This window comes from Ruegeria sp. CDSC021 (assembly GCF_059610845.1).
In genome coordinates, this window is sequence record NZ_JBXWOK010000010.1 from 19,145 (window position 1) to 35,366 (window position 16,222).

The 16,222-nt window shown below is 52.9% G+C and carries 16 protein-coding genes and 1 pseudogene; 10 read left to right on the top strand and 7 right to left on the bottom strand.

Annotation, left to right across the window (positions count from 1 at the left end; all coding sequences use genetic code 11):
* Window positions 1-189: 189 nt before the first annotated feature.
* From AC2FGB_RS15035 to AC2FGB_RS15050, 4 genes are all read left to right on the top strand, one after another.
* A complete protein-coding gene (locus AC2FGB_RS15035; protein ID WP_496708107.1) occupies window positions 190-384 on the top strand; it encodes a helix-turn-helix transcriptional regulator in 195 nt (64 codons plus the stop codon).
* A 120-nt stretch (window positions 385-504) separates the two neighbouring features.
* Window positions 505-1,392 carry a DUF7146 domain-containing protein gene (locus tag AC2FGB_RS15040; RefSeq protein WP_496791784.1) on the top strand — a complete coding sequence of 296 codons (888 nt, stop codon included), beginning with the start codon at window positions 505-507 and terminating at the stop codon, window positions 1,390-1,392.
* Window positions 1,389-2,897 carry a YfjI family protein gene (locus AC2FGB_RS15045; protein WP_496791785.1) on the top strand — a complete coding sequence of 503 codons (1,509 nt, stop codon included), beginning with the start codon at window positions 1,389-1,391 and terminating at the stop codon, window positions 2,895-2,897. Before AC2FGB_RS15040 ends, AC2FGB_RS15045 begins: the two co-directional genes overlap by 4 nt.
* The gene (locus AC2FGB_RS15050) at window positions 2,894-3,271 is read left to right on the top strand and encodes a hypothetical protein (protein WP_496708103.1); all 378 of its coding nucleotides are present in this window, start codon (window positions 2,894-2,896) and stop codon (window positions 3,269-3,271) included. The genes AC2FGB_RS15045 and AC2FGB_RS15050 overlap by 4 nt, the downstream gene beginning before the upstream one ends.
* A gap of 387 nt (window positions 3,272-3,658) precedes the next feature.
* On the opposite strand, the gene AC2FGB_RS15055 is transcribed toward AC2FGB_RS15050, so the two are convergent.
* Window positions 3,659-5,047 carry a tetratricopeptide repeat protein gene (locus AC2FGB_RS15055; RefSeq protein WP_496708102.1) on the bottom strand — a complete coding sequence of 463 codons (1,389 nt, stop codon included), beginning with the start codon at window positions 5,045-5,047 and terminating at the stop codon, window positions 3,659-3,661.
* Window positions 5,048-5,128: 81 nt separating this feature from the next.
* Between AC2FGB_RS15055 and AC2FGB_RS15060 the strand changes: the two genes are divergently transcribed.
* The 6 genes from AC2FGB_RS15060 (at window position 5,129) to AC2FGB_RS15085 (ending at window position 10,879) form a co-directional block, all read left to right on the top strand.
* Window positions 5,129-5,437 (top strand): hypothetical protein, encoded by a 309-nt coding sequence (locus AC2FGB_RS15060; RefSeq protein WP_496708101.1) that lies wholly within the window; start codon window positions 5,129-5,131, stop codon window positions 5,435-5,437.
* Window positions 5,438-5,441: 4 nt separating this feature from the next.
* The gene (gene gntH, locus AC2FGB_RS15065) at window positions 5,442-6,896 is read left to right on the top strand and encodes a guanitoxin biosynthesis MBL fold metallo-hydrolase GntH (RefSeq protein ID WP_109312726.1); all 1,455 of its coding nucleotides are present in this window, start codon (window positions 5,442-5,444) and stop codon (window positions 6,894-6,896) included.
* Between the two features lie 82 nt (window positions 6,897-6,978).
* The gene (locus AC2FGB_RS15070) at window positions 6,979-8,088 is read left to right on the top strand and encodes an HlyD family secretion protein (protein WP_010442262.1); all 1,110 of its coding nucleotides are present in this window, start codon (window positions 6,979-6,981) and stop codon (window positions 8,086-8,088) included.
* 29 nt (window positions 8,089-8,117) lie between these two features.
* Window positions 8,118-8,804, top strand: a complete 687-nt coding sequence (locus tag AC2FGB_RS15075; protein WP_037321629.1) for an ABC transporter ATP-binding protein — start codon at window positions 8,118-8,120, stop codon at window positions 8,802-8,804.
* Window positions 8,804-10,207, top strand: coding sequence for an ABC transporter permease (locus tag AC2FGB_RS15080; RefSeq protein ID WP_260027312.1), 1,404 nt, complete (start codon window positions 8,804-8,806; stop codon window positions 10,205-10,207). The genes AC2FGB_RS15075 and AC2FGB_RS15080 overlap by 1 nt, the downstream gene beginning before the upstream one ends.
* Before the next feature lie 18 nt (window positions 10,208-10,225).
* Window positions 10,226-10,879, top strand: a complete 654-nt coding sequence (locus AC2FGB_RS15085) for a DUF3299 domain-containing protein (protein WP_010442259.1) — start codon at window positions 10,226-10,228, stop codon at window positions 10,877-10,879.
* Window positions 10,880-11,798: 919 nt separating this feature from the next.
* Here AC2FGB_RS15085 and AC2FGB_RS15090 read toward each other — a convergent pair.
* The 6 genes and pseudogenes from AC2FGB_RS15090 to AC2FGB_RS15115 all read right to left on the bottom strand — a co-directional run.
* Window positions 11,799-12,383 (bottom strand): type I restriction endonuclease, encoded by a 585-nt coding sequence (locus AC2FGB_RS15090; protein WP_496708099.1) that lies wholly within the window; start codon window positions 12,381-12,383, stop codon window positions 11,799-11,801.
* A complete protein-coding gene (locus AC2FGB_RS15095) occupies window positions 12,380-13,612 on the bottom strand; it encodes an anti-phage deoxyguanosine triphosphatase (protein WP_496708111.1) in 1,233 nt (410 codons plus the stop codon). Before AC2FGB_RS15095 ends, AC2FGB_RS15090 begins: the two co-directional genes overlap by 4 nt.
* Before the next feature lie 60 nt (window positions 13,613-13,672).
* The gene (locus AC2FGB_RS15100) at window positions 13,673-14,569 is read right to left on the bottom strand and encodes a DUF6615 family protein (protein WP_496708097.1); all 897 of its coding nucleotides are present in this window, start codon (window positions 14,567-14,569) and stop codon (window positions 13,673-13,675) included.
* Window positions 14,566-14,916: a restriction endonuclease subunit S domain-containing protein gene (locus tag AC2FGB_RS15105; RefSeq protein ID WP_496708096.1), complete on the bottom strand. Its 351-nt coding sequence runs from the start codon at window positions 14,914-14,916 to the stop codon at window positions 14,566-14,568. The genes AC2FGB_RS15100 and AC2FGB_RS15105 overlap by 4 nt, the downstream gene beginning before the upstream one ends.
* The gene (locus AC2FGB_RS15110; RefSeq protein ID WP_496708094.1) at window positions 14,898-15,149 is read right to left on the bottom strand and encodes a type I restriction-modification system subunit M N-terminal domain-containing protein; all 252 of its coding nucleotides are present in this window, start codon (window positions 15,147-15,149) and stop codon (window positions 14,898-14,900) included. Before AC2FGB_RS15110 ends, AC2FGB_RS15105 begins: the two co-directional genes overlap by 19 nt.
* Window positions 15,150-15,673: 524 nt before the next feature.
* Window positions 15,674-16,187, bottom strand: a pseudogene (locus AC2FGB_RS15115) (integrase core domain-containing protein); the annotation flags it as partial.
* Window positions 16,188-16,222: the final 35 nt, after the last annotated feature.

Below are 16,222 nucleotides of genomic sequence, written 5' to 3' on the forward strand. Positions count from 1 at the left end.
TGTGGTTGGAAGAAACAAGGTATCGCTGGCAAAAGCGGGCACCTGCTTTTTTTCTTCCTCTCGCTATATCAACAAAATTGTTGCAAAATGCAACACCCATTGCATCGGTGCAAATGGATGTGTTCCATCGCGTTTTGCGACATTGGTTGAAACTCTTTTCTGGTCGTCTGCCCAATTTGAGGTCATTACATGGCAGACCAGAACACCAACACTAAGAATCTGATCCGACTCAAGGACGCTATTGAGCGGTATTCGTTGAGCCGGTCCACCTTCGATCGTGCGGCCAACGCAGGCGAGATTACAAAGCACACGCTGGGTCGCGCTGCATTTGTAGACACGCATCAAATTGATGCCTGGATCTTGGGCGAAAGCCAGAGCGATTAAAACGAAACCCGCGCCAATGGGGATGACATTGGACACGGGTGATTTCGTTAAGGAGTGTAGAAAAACTACACCCGAAATCTAATGTGTTCGGCCCCTCAGCGCAAGGTGAGGTCAGAGCAAATGACTATCGAAATACAATCCAATTCACGTATTTGTGGGGAAACCCTGACATTCCGCCTCGGGGGTGTCTGGCGCGCCGGTAGGGGTTCAGCACCCTGCCCTGTTTGCCAGCCTGAAGGCCGCCGCGATCAACAAGCTCTTTCGATCTCGGAATCGGGAGGCAAGTTACTGTTGTACTGCTTCAAGAGCGGTTGCCGCTTCAAGGATATTGCAACCGCAGCCGATGTACCGCCCAGCGACACTTGTGTCGATCACACAGCGCGGACTGAGGCTGAGGAAAAACGCAATGCGTACGAGTTCAACAAACTTCAACAGGCCCGAGGAATTTGGGAAGCGGCTCGCCCGATAAAGGGCACTAAGGCTGAAGCGTACCTGCGTGATCGGGGTATTACCTGTCCCCTGCCGCCGTCGCTACGGGTTGCGCCAGATTTGTTTCATAGCCCGACGGCGTCTTGGTGTATGGCTATGATCGCCAACGTCACTACGGGGGCCATTCACCGTACATTCTTGGACAAGAAAGGCGTGAGGGTAAGCAAAAGCCCGAAGTTGATGCTGGGGCCGTGCGGTGGTGGCGCTGTGGTCTTATCAGAGGCCGTAGGGCCGCTTGTGGTCTGTGAGGGTATCGAAACCGGCCTTTCGCTCTTGTCCGGATTGCTGGACGGACCCGCAACGGTCTGGGCCACTCTCAGCACCTCGGGACTGAAAGCCTTGCGCCTGCCGGAAAAACTGGGGGTGCTGATTATCGCAACTGACGGAGACCCTGCGGGACGGGAAGCGGGCGAAAAGCTCGCCTCTCGGGCTCATGCCCTTGGCTGGAAAGTATCGATGATGCCCGCACCAGACGGACAGGATTGGAATGACGCCCTGATAGAGGGAGCAGTAAAATGACAGACCAACGAACACCGAACATCGTTCCGTTTGACCCCGCTTCACAATGGCCGGAACCAGATATGAGCTTTGGCATTCCGAACCGCCCCGAGGCACCACAGATGAGCGAAACCGACTTTGACGCTGTGTTTGGCCAGTGGTCAAACTGGATCAAGTCGGCGGCAGCGGTCAAGAATGTGCCAACTGATTATGTGGCTCTGACATTACTAAGTGTTGCTGGCGCAGCAATCGGCAATACCCGCTGGGCTGTTCCTTGGGGCGGGTGGAAGGAACCTCCCGTCCTATGGTCAATGCTGATTGGTGATCCGTCCGCTGGTAAAAGCCCCGCGCTTGATAGCGTCCTTGATCCGGTCAAGGAGATTGAACGCCTTCTATCGGAAGGTTATCGGCGCGACCGAGAAAAATGGGAGGCCGAAAATGAACTGGCCTCATTCGCTCTAGCGCAATGGAAGGCCGACGCCAAATCCGCAGTAGCCGAGGGCCTGGAACCGCCCGCGAAACCCAATGAGGCAGACGCAGGCAAGCCCCCGGTTCGAGAGCGGATCAGCATAACAGATATCACAACCGAAAAAGTTGCCGAGTTGCTTTCTTCAACCTGGCGCGGTCTGCTTTTGGCGCGCGACGAGCTGTCCGGCTGGCTGTCCAGCATGGACCGCTATAACGGCGGCGGTGACCGTCCTTTCTGGCTGGAAGCATATGGCGGGCGCAGTTACACCATCGATCGAAAGAACAGCCCTGAGCCGATTATCGTTGACCACCTGAGCGTTGCCATCGTCGGGGGAACTCAGCCTGACCGACTGTCCGATCTCTTAGTCAAAGCTGATGATGACGGCTTACTTGCCCGATTCATGGTGGTGTTCCCGGATCCGGTGCCTATCGCGCGGCCTGCTGCTGTCCTTGATGACGCACGTATGGTTCGCGGAATTTCGCAACTCAGGGCCTTACCTCACGCAGTCGATGAGGACGGCGGAAAACGTCCATTCTTCGTTCCTTTCAGTGACCCTGCCGCAGATATCTTGCAGCAATTCCGCGAGCAATGCAGGGGTTGGGAGGCGAACGCATCCGGTTTTTTCAAAAGCCATATCGGTAAAATGCCGGGTTTGGTCGTCCGCGTTTCCAACGTTCTAGCTCATCTGGATTGGGCCGCTACCGAGGGAGCACCGTACCCGTCCACCATTGACGAAAGCCATGTAGGCCGTGCCTGCCACTTCGTTGGCGAGTATCTCCGCCATCACGCCTACCGTGCATATGGTGCAGTTAAAGTTCCTCCTGAGTTGGAGGCAGCACAGTCAATCGCAAGCGTCATTCGTGCCGAGGGACTGCAACTATTCAAGGCCCGTGACATTTACAATAGACGCCGCTCTGGGCTCACGAAATCGAAACAGGTTAAGGCAGCGTTGGCAATCTTGATCGAGGCTGATTGGGTGCGTGAGGTTCGATCCTCCACTGGCGGTAGCCCGAGCGTTGACTATGCCGTCAATCCTAAATTGAGGTTCGACACATGAGCAGGTGGTTAGACATAGCGCGCCGTGCCGAAGCAATTACACCTTCCCATACCGGCACCCAGCAGAAACCAGCAAAAAGGGATGCAAGCACTACCCGAGGGGGGTTTTTGCTGGTTTCTGCCGGCACGGGGCCTTCCGATACAAACCAAACAAAAAAAGGTCCAGATGGCTTTTTAATGGTTTCTGCTGGGTGCCGGGTGGAAGCCGAGGGGAAAGGTTTTGAAACACCGAAACGCCTCACTTTGAGTGGTCGTCCTACAACATGGACCGGCAAGGTTGTCAGCCTGGACGATTGGCGAAACCTATCCGAATGGGAGCGACACGGCCCGAACGGCAAGGTGTGGAACGGGAAAACTCAGCAATGGGAGGAATGAAATGAATGGATTTGAGAGCGAGTTCGAAGCTTGCGCTGTCTGTGGTTCACCCGGTGTAAATCTGAATGTTGGCAGGTCGCACTGGTCAGTATGTCACGAACACAAGACTAAGTGGCGGTTTGGTGAGAACCTTTTCTCCGGCTGCCCGGCTGTGCAGCATTGTGTGCCGTCGTCGTACAATCGTAGTCCTTATCAACGAGAACTGGACGTTCGCGGCAGCGCACTTGGAGGTTAAGTCAGCGGACAATTCCGCCGTTAGCTACAACAAATTCCGATGACCGCTTTCGGCGTACATTAACACTACCAAGATATGTTCTCTTGTGTTGGCGGTAAAACACACATTACGCAAATGTGCCTGTTTCCAGCCATGGCTCGAAAAGGAATATCTTAAAACCGCCATCCCGCATCTGTTAAGGCTGAAATCACTTCGTCCGATAGATTTGGACTGGAATAAAATGCTGCTAGAACAAGATCTGGCCTGAACTCTGGCCACGACTGTTTCAGTTGATTCAAGGTTGCATGTGCGTCTTTGGCTTCGCCCAACCTTTGATAGGAAGCCGCCAAAAATACCAAAGACAGTGCACTGACGGGGTCACCATTGTCACTCGCAAATTTCAAGGACGCGATTGCTTCCCTAAACTCACCGATGTGAAAACTGGCAACCGCGTGAATGTTCCTGTGGGCAAACCGATGACTTCCCATCTCTCTGGGGTGGCTTGGGTCGCTGACGTCATACGCTTCTTCAAAGCGACCCATAACCAGTAGTATCACGCCGCGAAAGTCCAGAACGTTTCCGTCATTGGGTCGAAGCGACTGGGCGAGTGCTGAATAGTCCAATGCGCTGTCATAGTCGCCAGAAACGTAAGACACCCATGCCATTGCCGATTGGCTCCAGCCGTTTGAGGGCGCAATATCCACAGCTTTCTGTGCCATTTTTCCTGAATTCAGTATCAGCGCGTCACGCTCTTCCTCGCCTCGCGTTAGTAGAGCCTGGGTTCCCAGACTATGGGCCAATCCGGCATATCCACAGTAAAAATCGGGAGCCTCATTTATTGCCATTCTAAAAATGTCGCTGGCCAGGATCTGGTTATCGATAGTTGCGATTGGAAAGAGCAGGCCCCGAGCTTGATCGCAGTAATTTGACGCCTGTACTGCAGCGGGTGATTTAGCGGATAGAGCCTTTCGCTCAAGTGAGCGCGCAGATGTCTTTGGGTTGAGATCAACAACCTGTTCCATGCGCCCGCCCAAGACGTAAGCAAGAGCAATGATCGCTATGGTGACAGCAGGGATGCCAATCCGCCAGGGTAATCCTGGCCTGAATGGCGTATGATCGACATTGCTCTGAATTGTACCAGAGCGGTCCTCGAACCAAGGTGCGTAGCCGCCGCTATCAATGTGAATGCGCAGATCGTCTCCAGCACCTGCCGTTTCATAGTACTGCTGAAGTTTCCGCCGTAACCGCCCCGCATCCACACGAACAACGTTGATGTGGCCGTCATCACTGGCAAAACTCTTGAAGTAAACATCCTGAGCGATTGTTTTGCCAAGAATAGCCTCGGATCTACCCGCAATGGCTTCTTCGACAACGTAGCTCAGAAAATTCCGAAGGCGTTCCGCCTTGCCAAATATGTCACTCGCCAATACCTGGTCCAGCGCGTACTTCACACGGGTCGCGTGACGTTCCGGATCAAGGGTCAATTCTCTGTCGGGCATCTGAAACTTCAAGTTTCTCTGTATTTTCAACTCTATACTGTCAAATGAATATTTGAATGTCACCCTAATTTCACGGTGTAACCCTTCCGCGTCGCGCGATGTGCCCTCAGCCTAGTGCCCAGAGATGGACTAGGCGCCAGGGCAATGACGGACATCAACTTACTAGAGCTCGCTTTTCCGGGCCAAATCAGCCGCATCCGCGTCATGCGAAAGAACCATCGTGGATTCGAGGCACTTTGCGGTGACTTCGAGTTGCTCTCAACCGAGTTGGAGAGGGTCCGGAAGGTCAATGAGCAGACGTCACCATGTCTGATCGATCCTGTCACCGAAAGCCTAAACGGGCTGGCCGAGGAAATCGCCGAGCATCTCTCTCGATTCACTAATTCAGAGATTGTCCCGAAAGCCATTTCAGAAGTGGCTCCCATATTCACCCAGGCTCGAACAAAGGACTGAAAATATGCTGCAAGACAGACAGAGGAAGTCAATTAAGTCACTCAGCGCACTCGCCGTCGCAGCGACATTGTTCGCCACAAATGCGTTCGGTCAGGCTCCTCCGGTACAGGAGCCCTCATCCCAAGAAGATATTGAGGCTGCACTGACTGGCGGCGTCCCAATGGGACGTTGGAAAGAGGGTCTGACCTTTGAGGGCATCTCTCCTCAACCGTGGTTGAAAAGTGCGGCGAACTGGTTCCCACGCACAGAAGATGTACAGCCCAACGAGATGAGAATTATCTTCATGGGATCTGCCCCGTTCATTCGCCCTGGGCAAATGAACACAGCGATTCTTGTTGAGCTGGGTAACGGTAAGATTTTCATGTTTGACATTGGTGAGGGCTCACCAGCGAACATCATTGCCAGTGGATATGCACTGAATGAAATTACCGATGTATTCATCACGCACCTGCACGTGGACCACTTTGGTGGGCTGCCGTACCTGTGGATGTTCGGAACCTGGGCAGGTGGATGGCACGAGCAGTTGACGGTCCACGGCCCATCCGGCCGCACCAAGGAGTACGGCACCGCAACGATGGTAGAAGGCATGAAAATGATGACCGGCTGGCACCGGGATGCGTTCAGCGTCTTTCCCGTTGGCAAAGGTTGGGACATCGAAGTCAACGAATTTGATTTCCGTGACAATGGTGGCGTGATCTATGATGAAGACGGGGTCAAAGTCACACACTGGCAAAGAAGCCATGCCAAGGACGGTGCGTCCGGATACCGGATGGACTGGAATGGCATGTGCTTCATCTGGACAGGTGACGGTCGACCCAACATGATCGACATTCCTTTCGCCAAAGGCTGCGATGTCTTCGTAACGGAACAGCAACAGGAAATCATCGAAATCTCATCCGGAGTTCAAGGCGTGCCGCCTTTCCTCGGGCGGTATACCGTCGACACCCATCACACGCCCAGCTATGCGGCCGGCTACATTGCCAATCTGGTGCAACCCAGGCTTCTGATGAACACTCACATGAGCTATGACCCCTATCAGATCGAGGAAACCGTAGCGGAGATCCGAGAGCACTGGAAAGGCCCCTATCACTTTGGAGCGCCTGACGGGATCGTTGTGAACGTCACCAAAGATCAGATATGGGTTCGCGAAGGCATATTGCCCGAGTTTCCAAACTCACGAGCGCCGCAGTTTGACTTTAGCAATGGTCAGTTGATCGTGCCGAAGCCGCCCCACCGGCGCGAAGACATTCAAGAACCCTACGTGCGGGATATGGAGATCGATCCTAAGCTGTACTATCCCGAGGGATATCATCCTGAGCTGCTGACAGAGTGGCCAGTTGATGACGACCTTGTTGTTCCTCTGGAAGCGCTTCCCGAAAATCTGAAAGAGAGTATGGGCGCGGCATGGCGCCATCGTGAAGCCAACCGCAAAGTGTTGGAAGAGCAAGGTGACAACTAAGTCATCATGACAAACAGGGCGATCACTCGTAAGTTTGGGTGGTCGTTCGAACTTTCCGGAAACATCACGAAGGAATGAAGTCTTGTTAATCGTACTTGGCCTCTACTTTGGAATAGTCTGGCTGGTCTTTTCCAAGTTTCACCTTCTCCCCTGGAATGGATTCTGGAAAACTCTGGTTTACTGTGTAGCCGGTGTTATCGCTCTGGTGGTCATCGGTGCGCTGAACCACACAACTCCGACTGGCCCGGTATCCATTCAGGGTGTTTCGACGAATATTGCTCCGAACGTGGCGGGCACGGTTACAGAAGTCGTTGTGGAGCCAAACCAGGAAGTTGCAATTGGCGAGACCCTATTCCGGATAGATAATGAGGTTTTCAAAGCCGAGGTTTCCCGGCTCGAAGCTGTCTTGGAAACTGCAAAGTCATCTGCCGATCAACTGTTATCAGATTTATCAGCTGCCGAGGCCGAGATTGAATCCCTGACTGCTCAGCTGATTTTCGGAATTCAGCGTCGTGATGACATCATCCGTTTGGAAGAACGCGGGGCATCAACCACGTTCCAACTGCAAGAGGCTGTCTCAACCATCGACCAGTTGACCGCGAATATCCGCGCAGCAGAAGCCCGGAAGACAAGCCTTGAGCGGCGTATCGCCGCGAAGATCGACGGGCGTGACGCAGGTGTTGTGGAGGCCGAACAGACACTTGCGCAAGCTCTTTGGGATTTAGAGCAAACAGTTGTAAAAGCGCCGGGAAACGGCGTTGTCACGGCTGTATCACTACGACCAGGTAACCGCGCCACTCCGCTACAAGGGGCAATAACTTTTGTCGAACCCGGAGACTTTGCAGTAATTGCTACTCTGCCCCAATCCAGTCGTGCCAATGTTTCGGTCGGTGACGAAATCCGGCTTGCATTTAGAACGGAACCCGGCGGAGAAATTACCGGCCGTATTTCCGATTTTCCGGTCGGAACTGTCGAAGGTACTGTTGATCTAAGGTCAGGCCTTCCCTCATTGCGCGAACTAACCGGGATATCCAGCTACATCGTATTGGTTGAACTACCTGCAGATGCAGACATAAATTACTTGCAATTTGGAACGTCAGGAACAGCTTTGGTCAAGACAGACGAGGCCGGAGCCATTGGTGTTTTGGCAGAGATCCTTTTCTGGGTCACCAAGAAGCTCAATTATCTTTGAAAAACCAAGCCAAAGCATCTGTGTCATCAATGAAAACTGTAGAGCTCAAATCCTTGGTGTTTCGGTGGCCCGGTCAACCTGACCCGGTTCTCTCAGTCGCTAGCTTCGATCTTGAGGCCGGGGAAAGTGTGTTTATGAAAGGCCCCAGTGGCAGCGGAAAGACCACATTGCTTTCGGCAATTGCTGGCGTGATCGATGTACCGCAAAGCGCGGTTCGCGTTGCAGGCACGGATGTCGGGGCTTTGGCCGGAGGTGATCGTGACCGTTTTCGTGTGGATCATTTGGGGATTGTTTTCCAGGTCTTCAATCTCTTGCCTTGGCTCAGTGCGCTTGAAAACACGTTGCTGCCCTGCCGGTTTTCAGCGCGACGTCGCAATCGGTCGGGGCCAGACCCCAAGGCTACCGCCACACGGTTGCTAAGTGAGCTGGGTCTTGAGGATACTGAGCTCATCAATCGACCTGCCAGCGCACTGAGTGTTGGGCAGCAACAACGCGTTGCGGCGGCGCGTGCTCTGATAGGGGCGCCTGAAGTAGTTTTGGCGGATGAACCCACCTCGGCTTTGGATGAGGAAGCGAAAGACACGTTTGTCCAGTTGTTGTTGAAGGAATGCAAAGCATCAGGGGCAAGTTTGTTATTTGTCAGCCATGATCGCAGCCTGGAAAAACACTTCGATCGGAGCGTTGACTTGCCGATGCTGAACGCGGGCAAAACGTGATGTTCAATCTTTGTTATAAAAGCCTTCTCAATCGCCGCTTTATCGCTGCGTTGACTGTTCTTAGCATTGCCTTGAGCGTGGCTTTGATTGTTGGGGTTGAACGACTGCGAACAGAGGCACGAGCGGGTTTTGCCAATTCTGCATCAGGGATCGACCTGATCATTGCGGCACGCGGAAACGATGTGCAGATCCTGATGGCAACGGTTTTTGGTGTCGGCACAACTGGCGCTGGTATCAGCTGGGACAGCTACGAGATGATCGAAGATCTGCCCCAGATAAGCTGGACAGTGCCAATCATGATGGGTGACAACCACCGAGGATATCCCGTGATAGGAACGTCCGAGCAATATTTTGACCACTTTCGTCATAGTGGCGGCCGGCAACTGATATTTGCTGAAGGTGTTCCGTTTAAATCTCCAGATGGCGCAGTGATTGGAGCAAAAGTTGCTCAGGCTTTCGGGTACACGTCAGGTACTGAAATCGTGAATGCCCATGGCTCAGGGGAAGTCGCCTTTGATGTGCACGACGAAGCGCCATTCACAGTGACCGGCGTGCTGGGGCATACCGGGACGGCCGTCGACAGAATGGTTTTTGTCTCACTCGAGGGTTTTGACGCCTTGCACGAAGAACCTGCATCAGAGGTTGCGGACCCATTCGTTTTGATCGAAGCACCAGAAGTCGCCGGAGAACACGAAGACCATGACCATGTGGAGTTAGACGAGCCTGACGAGCACGAAGAAGGGCATCAGGAACATGACGACCGTCATGCTCACGGAAGCGGCCATGAAGACGAGGGGCAAACTGTCACGACCTCTGACGGGCACGATCACGATGGCCATGATCATGAACCGGGGACCATCAACGCGATTTTTGCCGGGCTGGAGGAAAAAACGGCGGTGCTTTCAGTTCAACGGCAACTGGCAGACCATCGCGACGAGGCACTGACCGCTGTTCTTCCTAATGTTGCGCTGTTGCAGCTTTGGTCGATTACCAGTACGGCCGAGACTGCGCTGCGTCTGATGGCAGGCGCTGTGGCAGTGGCTGGAATGATCGGCATGGTGGTCATGTTGTCTGCTTCACTCGACAACCGGCGGCGTGAATTTGCGATCCTTCGATCCGTGGGCGCAACACCTGCCGGCGTCTTTTCCCTGATCTTGCTTGAAGCCGTTTTATTGTTGTCGGCCGGTATCGTGCTTGGAGTAATCGCGCTCAGCGCTCTCACGCGCGTGATAGATCCGATTCTTGCCGCAAATTTTGGGCTTCGCATCGGTGTTGGCCTGCCGAGTTTTCGCGAGGTTCTTCTCATAGCCATCGTTTTCTGCTCTGGTCTTCTTGCCAGTATTATACCTGCGTTAAGGGTGTACCGTATGACGCTATCAGACGGACTGTTGGTGCGGCTTTGAATAAGAGGATCCGCTGAAATGAAAACCATTGCGCATTTTCTGAATATCTTATTCGCCCTTGCGATTGCGGGGCCTCTTCTAGCAGCGGATCCGCGCAACATAAGTTGGCAGGATCTCCTTCCTGAAGAGCGGCCCTACCACGATCCTTTTGCCACCCTAGAATATTCTCAGGTCAATGCGTTGGCCATGCTTTATCGGATTGAGGTTCTGCATGCGGACACTGCGGATGACGAGAAGCGCGCAGAAGCGTTTCAGATCCGCGAAGGACTCGTATCTCAAGGCCTTGACCCAGATTGGTTGTTTGAACAACGCGAAATTGTGATGAACCAACGGTTGATTGCCGCGCGCGAACCGAACCTTGACCTTTTGGGAGAGAACGTGCGCCTTCCCGGCTATCTCCTTCCCCTGGATATTGTCGACCAGAAGGCGGTCGAATTCCTTCTGGTTCCGACAGTTGGAGCCTGCATTCACACACCAGCACCTCCAGCCAATCAGATGGTTTACGTGCGATACGAACAAGGCTTCGAAATCGATGAGTTATATAAGCCGGTTTGGATAAGCGGGGAAATGCGGGCACTGAGCAGGTCCCAGTCACTCAATTACGTGGACGGCCAGGCAAATATCGAAACCTCATATGCGATGGATGCGCTGTCGGTAGAAATCTATGACTGATCAGTCAGACTAGAGGTCTGTTCTATGGCTTCACCGGGATAAATCTTTGCACCGCACCCCTGTATCAGGATCTTTGGTTCGTGCAGATGTGACGCTGCAAATCTCCTCTGAAGCTCCTTGATGATCAATAGGGCGATTTTTTTTCACGATCCGCCATTTCGTGACCACACCATTCCACGCGTACGGGTTTTACAAGTACACCCGGCAACCCTCGCTGGTTAATCAGCTTATTATAAGTAGCAAGAACTCTTTTTCATTGCTCTTGATCGATCATGTTGTCTCTTTGACCTATTGATCAGTGTTCTTAATCGCATCGCATACCGCGCTTGTAAGCCGCCTTTCGTGCGTGTCGCAGCATCCGTTAGTTTGGGCTCGATACGGTCATTCGCCGTTGTTCGCTCGAACGTCCGCTTCTGCGCCAACGGTCAGCCACTTCATCAATGTCAACAAACGGTCGTCAGCCGGTCGGCCTAACTGCTTAGAGCTCAAAACAGCCAATTATCCAACCTTTGCGTAGCGCACAGAAGCTGACCTCGGAAAAACGGTTAGGCTCACCCAAATAAAAGCCGTCGGCCAAAGCGTGGCCCTGACTGTGTAGAACGTGGGCGGAAACCCGTCCGCCGGGCGATCTCGCGTATCGGCATTTTGTCACGCAATGCCCAGCGTCTGATGACACTCAAAAATCCCATGTCGATCACTCCAAATCCCCCCAACCAAAACCGTCGGGGAAGTGTGTTCACATGGGTCAATTCTCAGTGACAATTTATGGGCATACCGGGTCAGTTCTCAGTGACAATCAACAGTCCATCTCCTTCGGACCTTCTGGTGTGAAATCATCGTGGGCACCGGTGACCGTACGCCAAGGCATAAAGCGGTCTTCTCCCGCACTGAGCGAACCTATTCGCGCCAAAAGCCCATCTCAAGTGATCAGGGCGGCGTTGGTTCGAAATAGAGAAGGGATTTGATGCTTGTAGGTCTGTAGCTGATTGAACGCGTCTTCAATCGTGGCGTTCTCAATAGCGGCATTCTTCAGCTCGATCACCACCAGAGGCAAACCATTCACGAACGCCACCACGTCGGGACGACGGTTGTGTCCCGCTTCTACGACGGTGAATTGGTTCGTGACCATCAGGTCGTTGTTTAATGGATTGGCAAAGTCGATCAACCGAACTTTGTCACCTTTGATTGATCCGTCGGGGCGGCGGTATTCGACGTCGATCCCGTCAACCAACAGCTTGTGAATGCGCCGGTTCTCTTCGATAAGCGAGGGAGTCTCAGAGACCGCCACCTGTCTGACAGCGGCATACAAAGCCTCATCCGGGATGTCCGGATTCAACCGCTTTGCCGCGACTTGCAGCAACTCGTACAAGACCACCTCGCCATAAGATCCTCGCCGTTTTTCAGCCCCATCGGGTGCAATCGCCAACGGGTCTTCGTATCGCCAGCCAAGGTCTTGCAGAATGCCAATAACGGCTTGTTCGACGAGGTCTTCGTTAATGCTCACAACTCATCCCCACTACTCCCAAACCCCGGTTGATAAAGTCGTTTGTAGAGTTTTTCGGCGTAGGCATCCGTCATTCCCGCGATGTAGTCGCAGACCCTGCGCTCTGTTGAGCTATCTGTGCAGCCGTCTTCCCATGAACTCTGAGGTATCAGTCCATTGGGGTTTGATTTTAGAACGTCGAATAGACGCTCAACTATCATCTGCCCCCGCCATTCAAGCTGCTGCAACTTCGCCTTTTTAACAATCAAGTCGTACGCCAAGCCTTTGAGCGCCTTTAAGAGATCGCGATGCTCGACGGGAAGAGATGCATTGAACCTCAAAAGCGGGTGCTGGAACTCACTATGAGTGGATAACCTCACGTTGGTGATGAACAAATTTACAAGGCTCGCAACCATCTGTTTGCGTTCAAAACTTGATCCGAGGAGACCGCAACAGACCATGGCGCTGTTAAACTCCGTTTGCTCATGTGTCAGCGAGCCGTTGACCCGATCAAAAGCTTTTGTGACTTCTTGCCGGACCTCTTGATGAGTGGCCAGACCGCGTGCGACGATGTCTTCAATGTCATGGATGCCATAGGCAATATCGTCTGCCAGTTCCAAGATGCTGCAGTCGAGACTGTGATGCGCACTTTTTCCGTTAGCCGAATTAACAAGTTCGTCGATGTCTTCATTTTGGAAGCCAGACAGAGCCCAATCCACAGCGTCTTTTTCTTCATCGTGATAGGACTTCGGAGGCTTTGGACCAAATTCAGAGAAGTCGAAGTCTTTCATCGGTTTCGGATACTTCAACACGCCCAAGATCAAACGCCGTGTAGGATATATTCCGCGTCCACGTTCCTTGTACTTTTCTAGCTTTGTGAGGATACGTAGTGTCTGGCCGTTTCCCTCGAATCCGCCGCTTTTCAACATCGATTTGTGAAGTGCCTGTTCGCCTTTGTGTCCAAACGGCGGGTGGCCTAAGTCATGCGCAAAGCAGGCGGCCTCAATCAGGTCTCTGTCCGGCAAACAATTCACAACATCGGCAGGAATGTCGTTCCTGGCCTTAAGCGCCTCTAAAATGCCGTAGCCGATCTGGGCGACTTCAATTGAGTGCGTGAGACGAGTTCTGTGGAAGTCGCCCTCACCAGTGCCCATGACCTGAGTTTTACCTTGTAAACGCCGGAAAGCAGCAGAGTGCATTATTCGCGCACGATCGCGCTGAAATTGGCTGCGATTGTCCCCTGGTCTCAAACCCTGATCGCCATGCTGGCGTTGCTCAAAGTGTTCTTTGTTGAATATCACGTAATTTTCCTAATGCTGCTCATCTGGTGTCTCCCGAAATACCGGACGGTCGGGAAATTCGCGTACATCAATTTCAACAAGCCGCCCGATACCGCGCTCGCGATAATCTGACACGCTTCCTCGGCGCTCATATTCCGGCTCGCCAACTTCAACTAAGCCCTTAATTTCACGCTTTGGGGGATCTTGGTCATTCAATTCATCAAGTGTGGGAAAGTTGAGTAGGGACTCGCTATCCCTCGTCTTATTAGGATCCATCGCACGCCGCACGTCCTCAGACATAACCAGAAATTGCAGAATGGAACCTTCAACGTCAAAAACGTTTCTTGCACGGTTCGTCACATAGTCTCGGCGCTCGACCAAATAGTGCCAGGGCACACAGTCTTTTTCGATATCGGTAAGGCAAGTGGGCATCTCTTTCTTCACCGCCTCAGCAGGCGCCAAAAGGCACCCCGCCTCAAACGCCTCAAAGTTGCTGCCTACGTTTTCCTTTTTCCAGTGATCGCGCTGCCGCTCGGCCGAGTAAAAGCAATAGACAGGCTTCAGTTGATTAGCTTGTGCATCCTTGATGAGAAGTTCGATCTGCTCTTCACCAGATGACTTCACCTTGTGCGGGATCTTCAGTTTATCATCTTTTTGCAATCGTTTGGCTTGCACCCGCATCCCGAATTTCCGTCCGCGCCCGATGATATGCCACTCCCAATCCGCCCCGTTCTTGGCCTCCTTCTTCTTGCCAAAGGTCTTCAAGGTAATGATAGAGGGATGGCGGCGGCGAAGCTCCAGCAGATTGGTTTCCGTGATCGTCTCTTCGCCATAGCTGACATTGACATCGTCGCGATGGGCAAACCCGAGGTTCTGCGAGGTAGAATGGGCCAACTCCAACAAACTTTGCAGTAACGATCCTCTCATACCAGCGCCTCAGCGTCTTTAAGGCGGATTTCGCCGGACATGAGTTTGGGCAGGAGGAGGTCGCGCATCTCGGCGAGGGTTTGGTTTTCTTGTCCGTTGGCTTTGATCTTCGCGAACAGCGGACCGGTAGTATCCTCAAAGGCCGTGTGGCAAGCCTCGCTGGCACCGGCGAAGCTCAGGCTGGAGAATGTATTTCGGGTGATCGTTGAGAACACAGACCCATGCGCCATAGCTTGCAGGCGTTCGACGAGTTGCCCTGTCGCGAGGAAGACAAAGCGCTCCCCCACAGGTTTCTTCGGTCTTAAGGCATAACATGACTGGTTAAAGGTCATATCGCCCGGTGCCATCCCAATCTTACCGACGGTGCCGCGAGCTGAGATGATTGTGGTGCCCTCAGCGAGTTCGTCTTCAGCAAGCTGATCGTGCTTGCCTGGAAGGCTTCAGAGATGTATTTCAGGAAGATCAGGCCCAGCGCGACATGTTTGTATTCAGACGGCTCAAGCCCCCCGCGCATCTTGTCAGCGGCTTTGAAAAGGTCGGCGGCAAAGTCGAGGTCAGACTGACGAACCGTGGATGACATATTGGAAATGCTCTTTGGGTAATTTCACGTTTGCCCTATCTTTAGACACGCTTACGCTGAGTGTCCAACAAGTTGGTCAGCCTACACGAAAACCAGCGCGCAAGTTTCAATCCTGGTTCATTTAGAAGATTTGTATAGCAGCCGATAAAGGGTTAGACGGCCAACTAAAACTAACCCGTAAAATAGATAAAATCAGTCGTTCTGATCAAACCTGCGGTCTCCAGAGCCTTGCCGCAACTCACTCCGGTGCATTCCTGTCAAATTTTTTAGAATTGGATCGTTCCTGATTTAATTGGTTCGGTACGCCGCTCAAACGGCTGGATGGTTCTAGGCTTTTCCAATCACTTCAGGGCAGTCAACTTTAGCAAACCTTAACAAACCTTAGCATTTCAGATGTCTTTGAAGACACTGCGGCGTGACCGCAAGACAAATCGTTTTAGTGGGTCATATGCGACGCATACTTGAATAGTGCACCTAGACATCGCGGGCCTGAACGGCCTCATCTGATTGGTCCAATTTGATTGTTAGTGCATCATCGGCCTGTGATCCATCGGGATGATGGTTTCGGGCGCTGGCGGGCGATAGCCCAGAGCACTGTGTGGGCGTTTTGTGTTTTAGTGTCTTCTCCATTGCTCGATCAGAATTTGAGCTTCGCGCAGGTTGTGGAAGATTTCGCCGGTGAGTAGCCCGTTCCTGAACCGGCCATTGAAGCTTTCACCATATCCGTTTTCCCACGGGCTGCCGGGTTCGATGTAAGTCGTCTTGGCGCCAACGGCGGCGATCCAGTCTCAGACAACCTGGGCGACAAATTCCGGCCCATTGTCAGAACATATGAAACTGGGAGCCGCGAAGTATGAACAGGTCTGCCAAGACGTTGATTACATCGGTCGAGTTCAGTTTCCGCCCCCTTCTGATTGCTAGGCATTCCCGACTGTACTCATCAAGGATTTTCTGCGTCCGGAAGGCTTTGCCATCATCGGTTCGGCTATGAAGGAAGTCATACGACCAAACATGGTTGCGATACTCTGGCCGTACCCGGTCAACTCTGACCAGAGCGCCCAGCGAAACGAGTT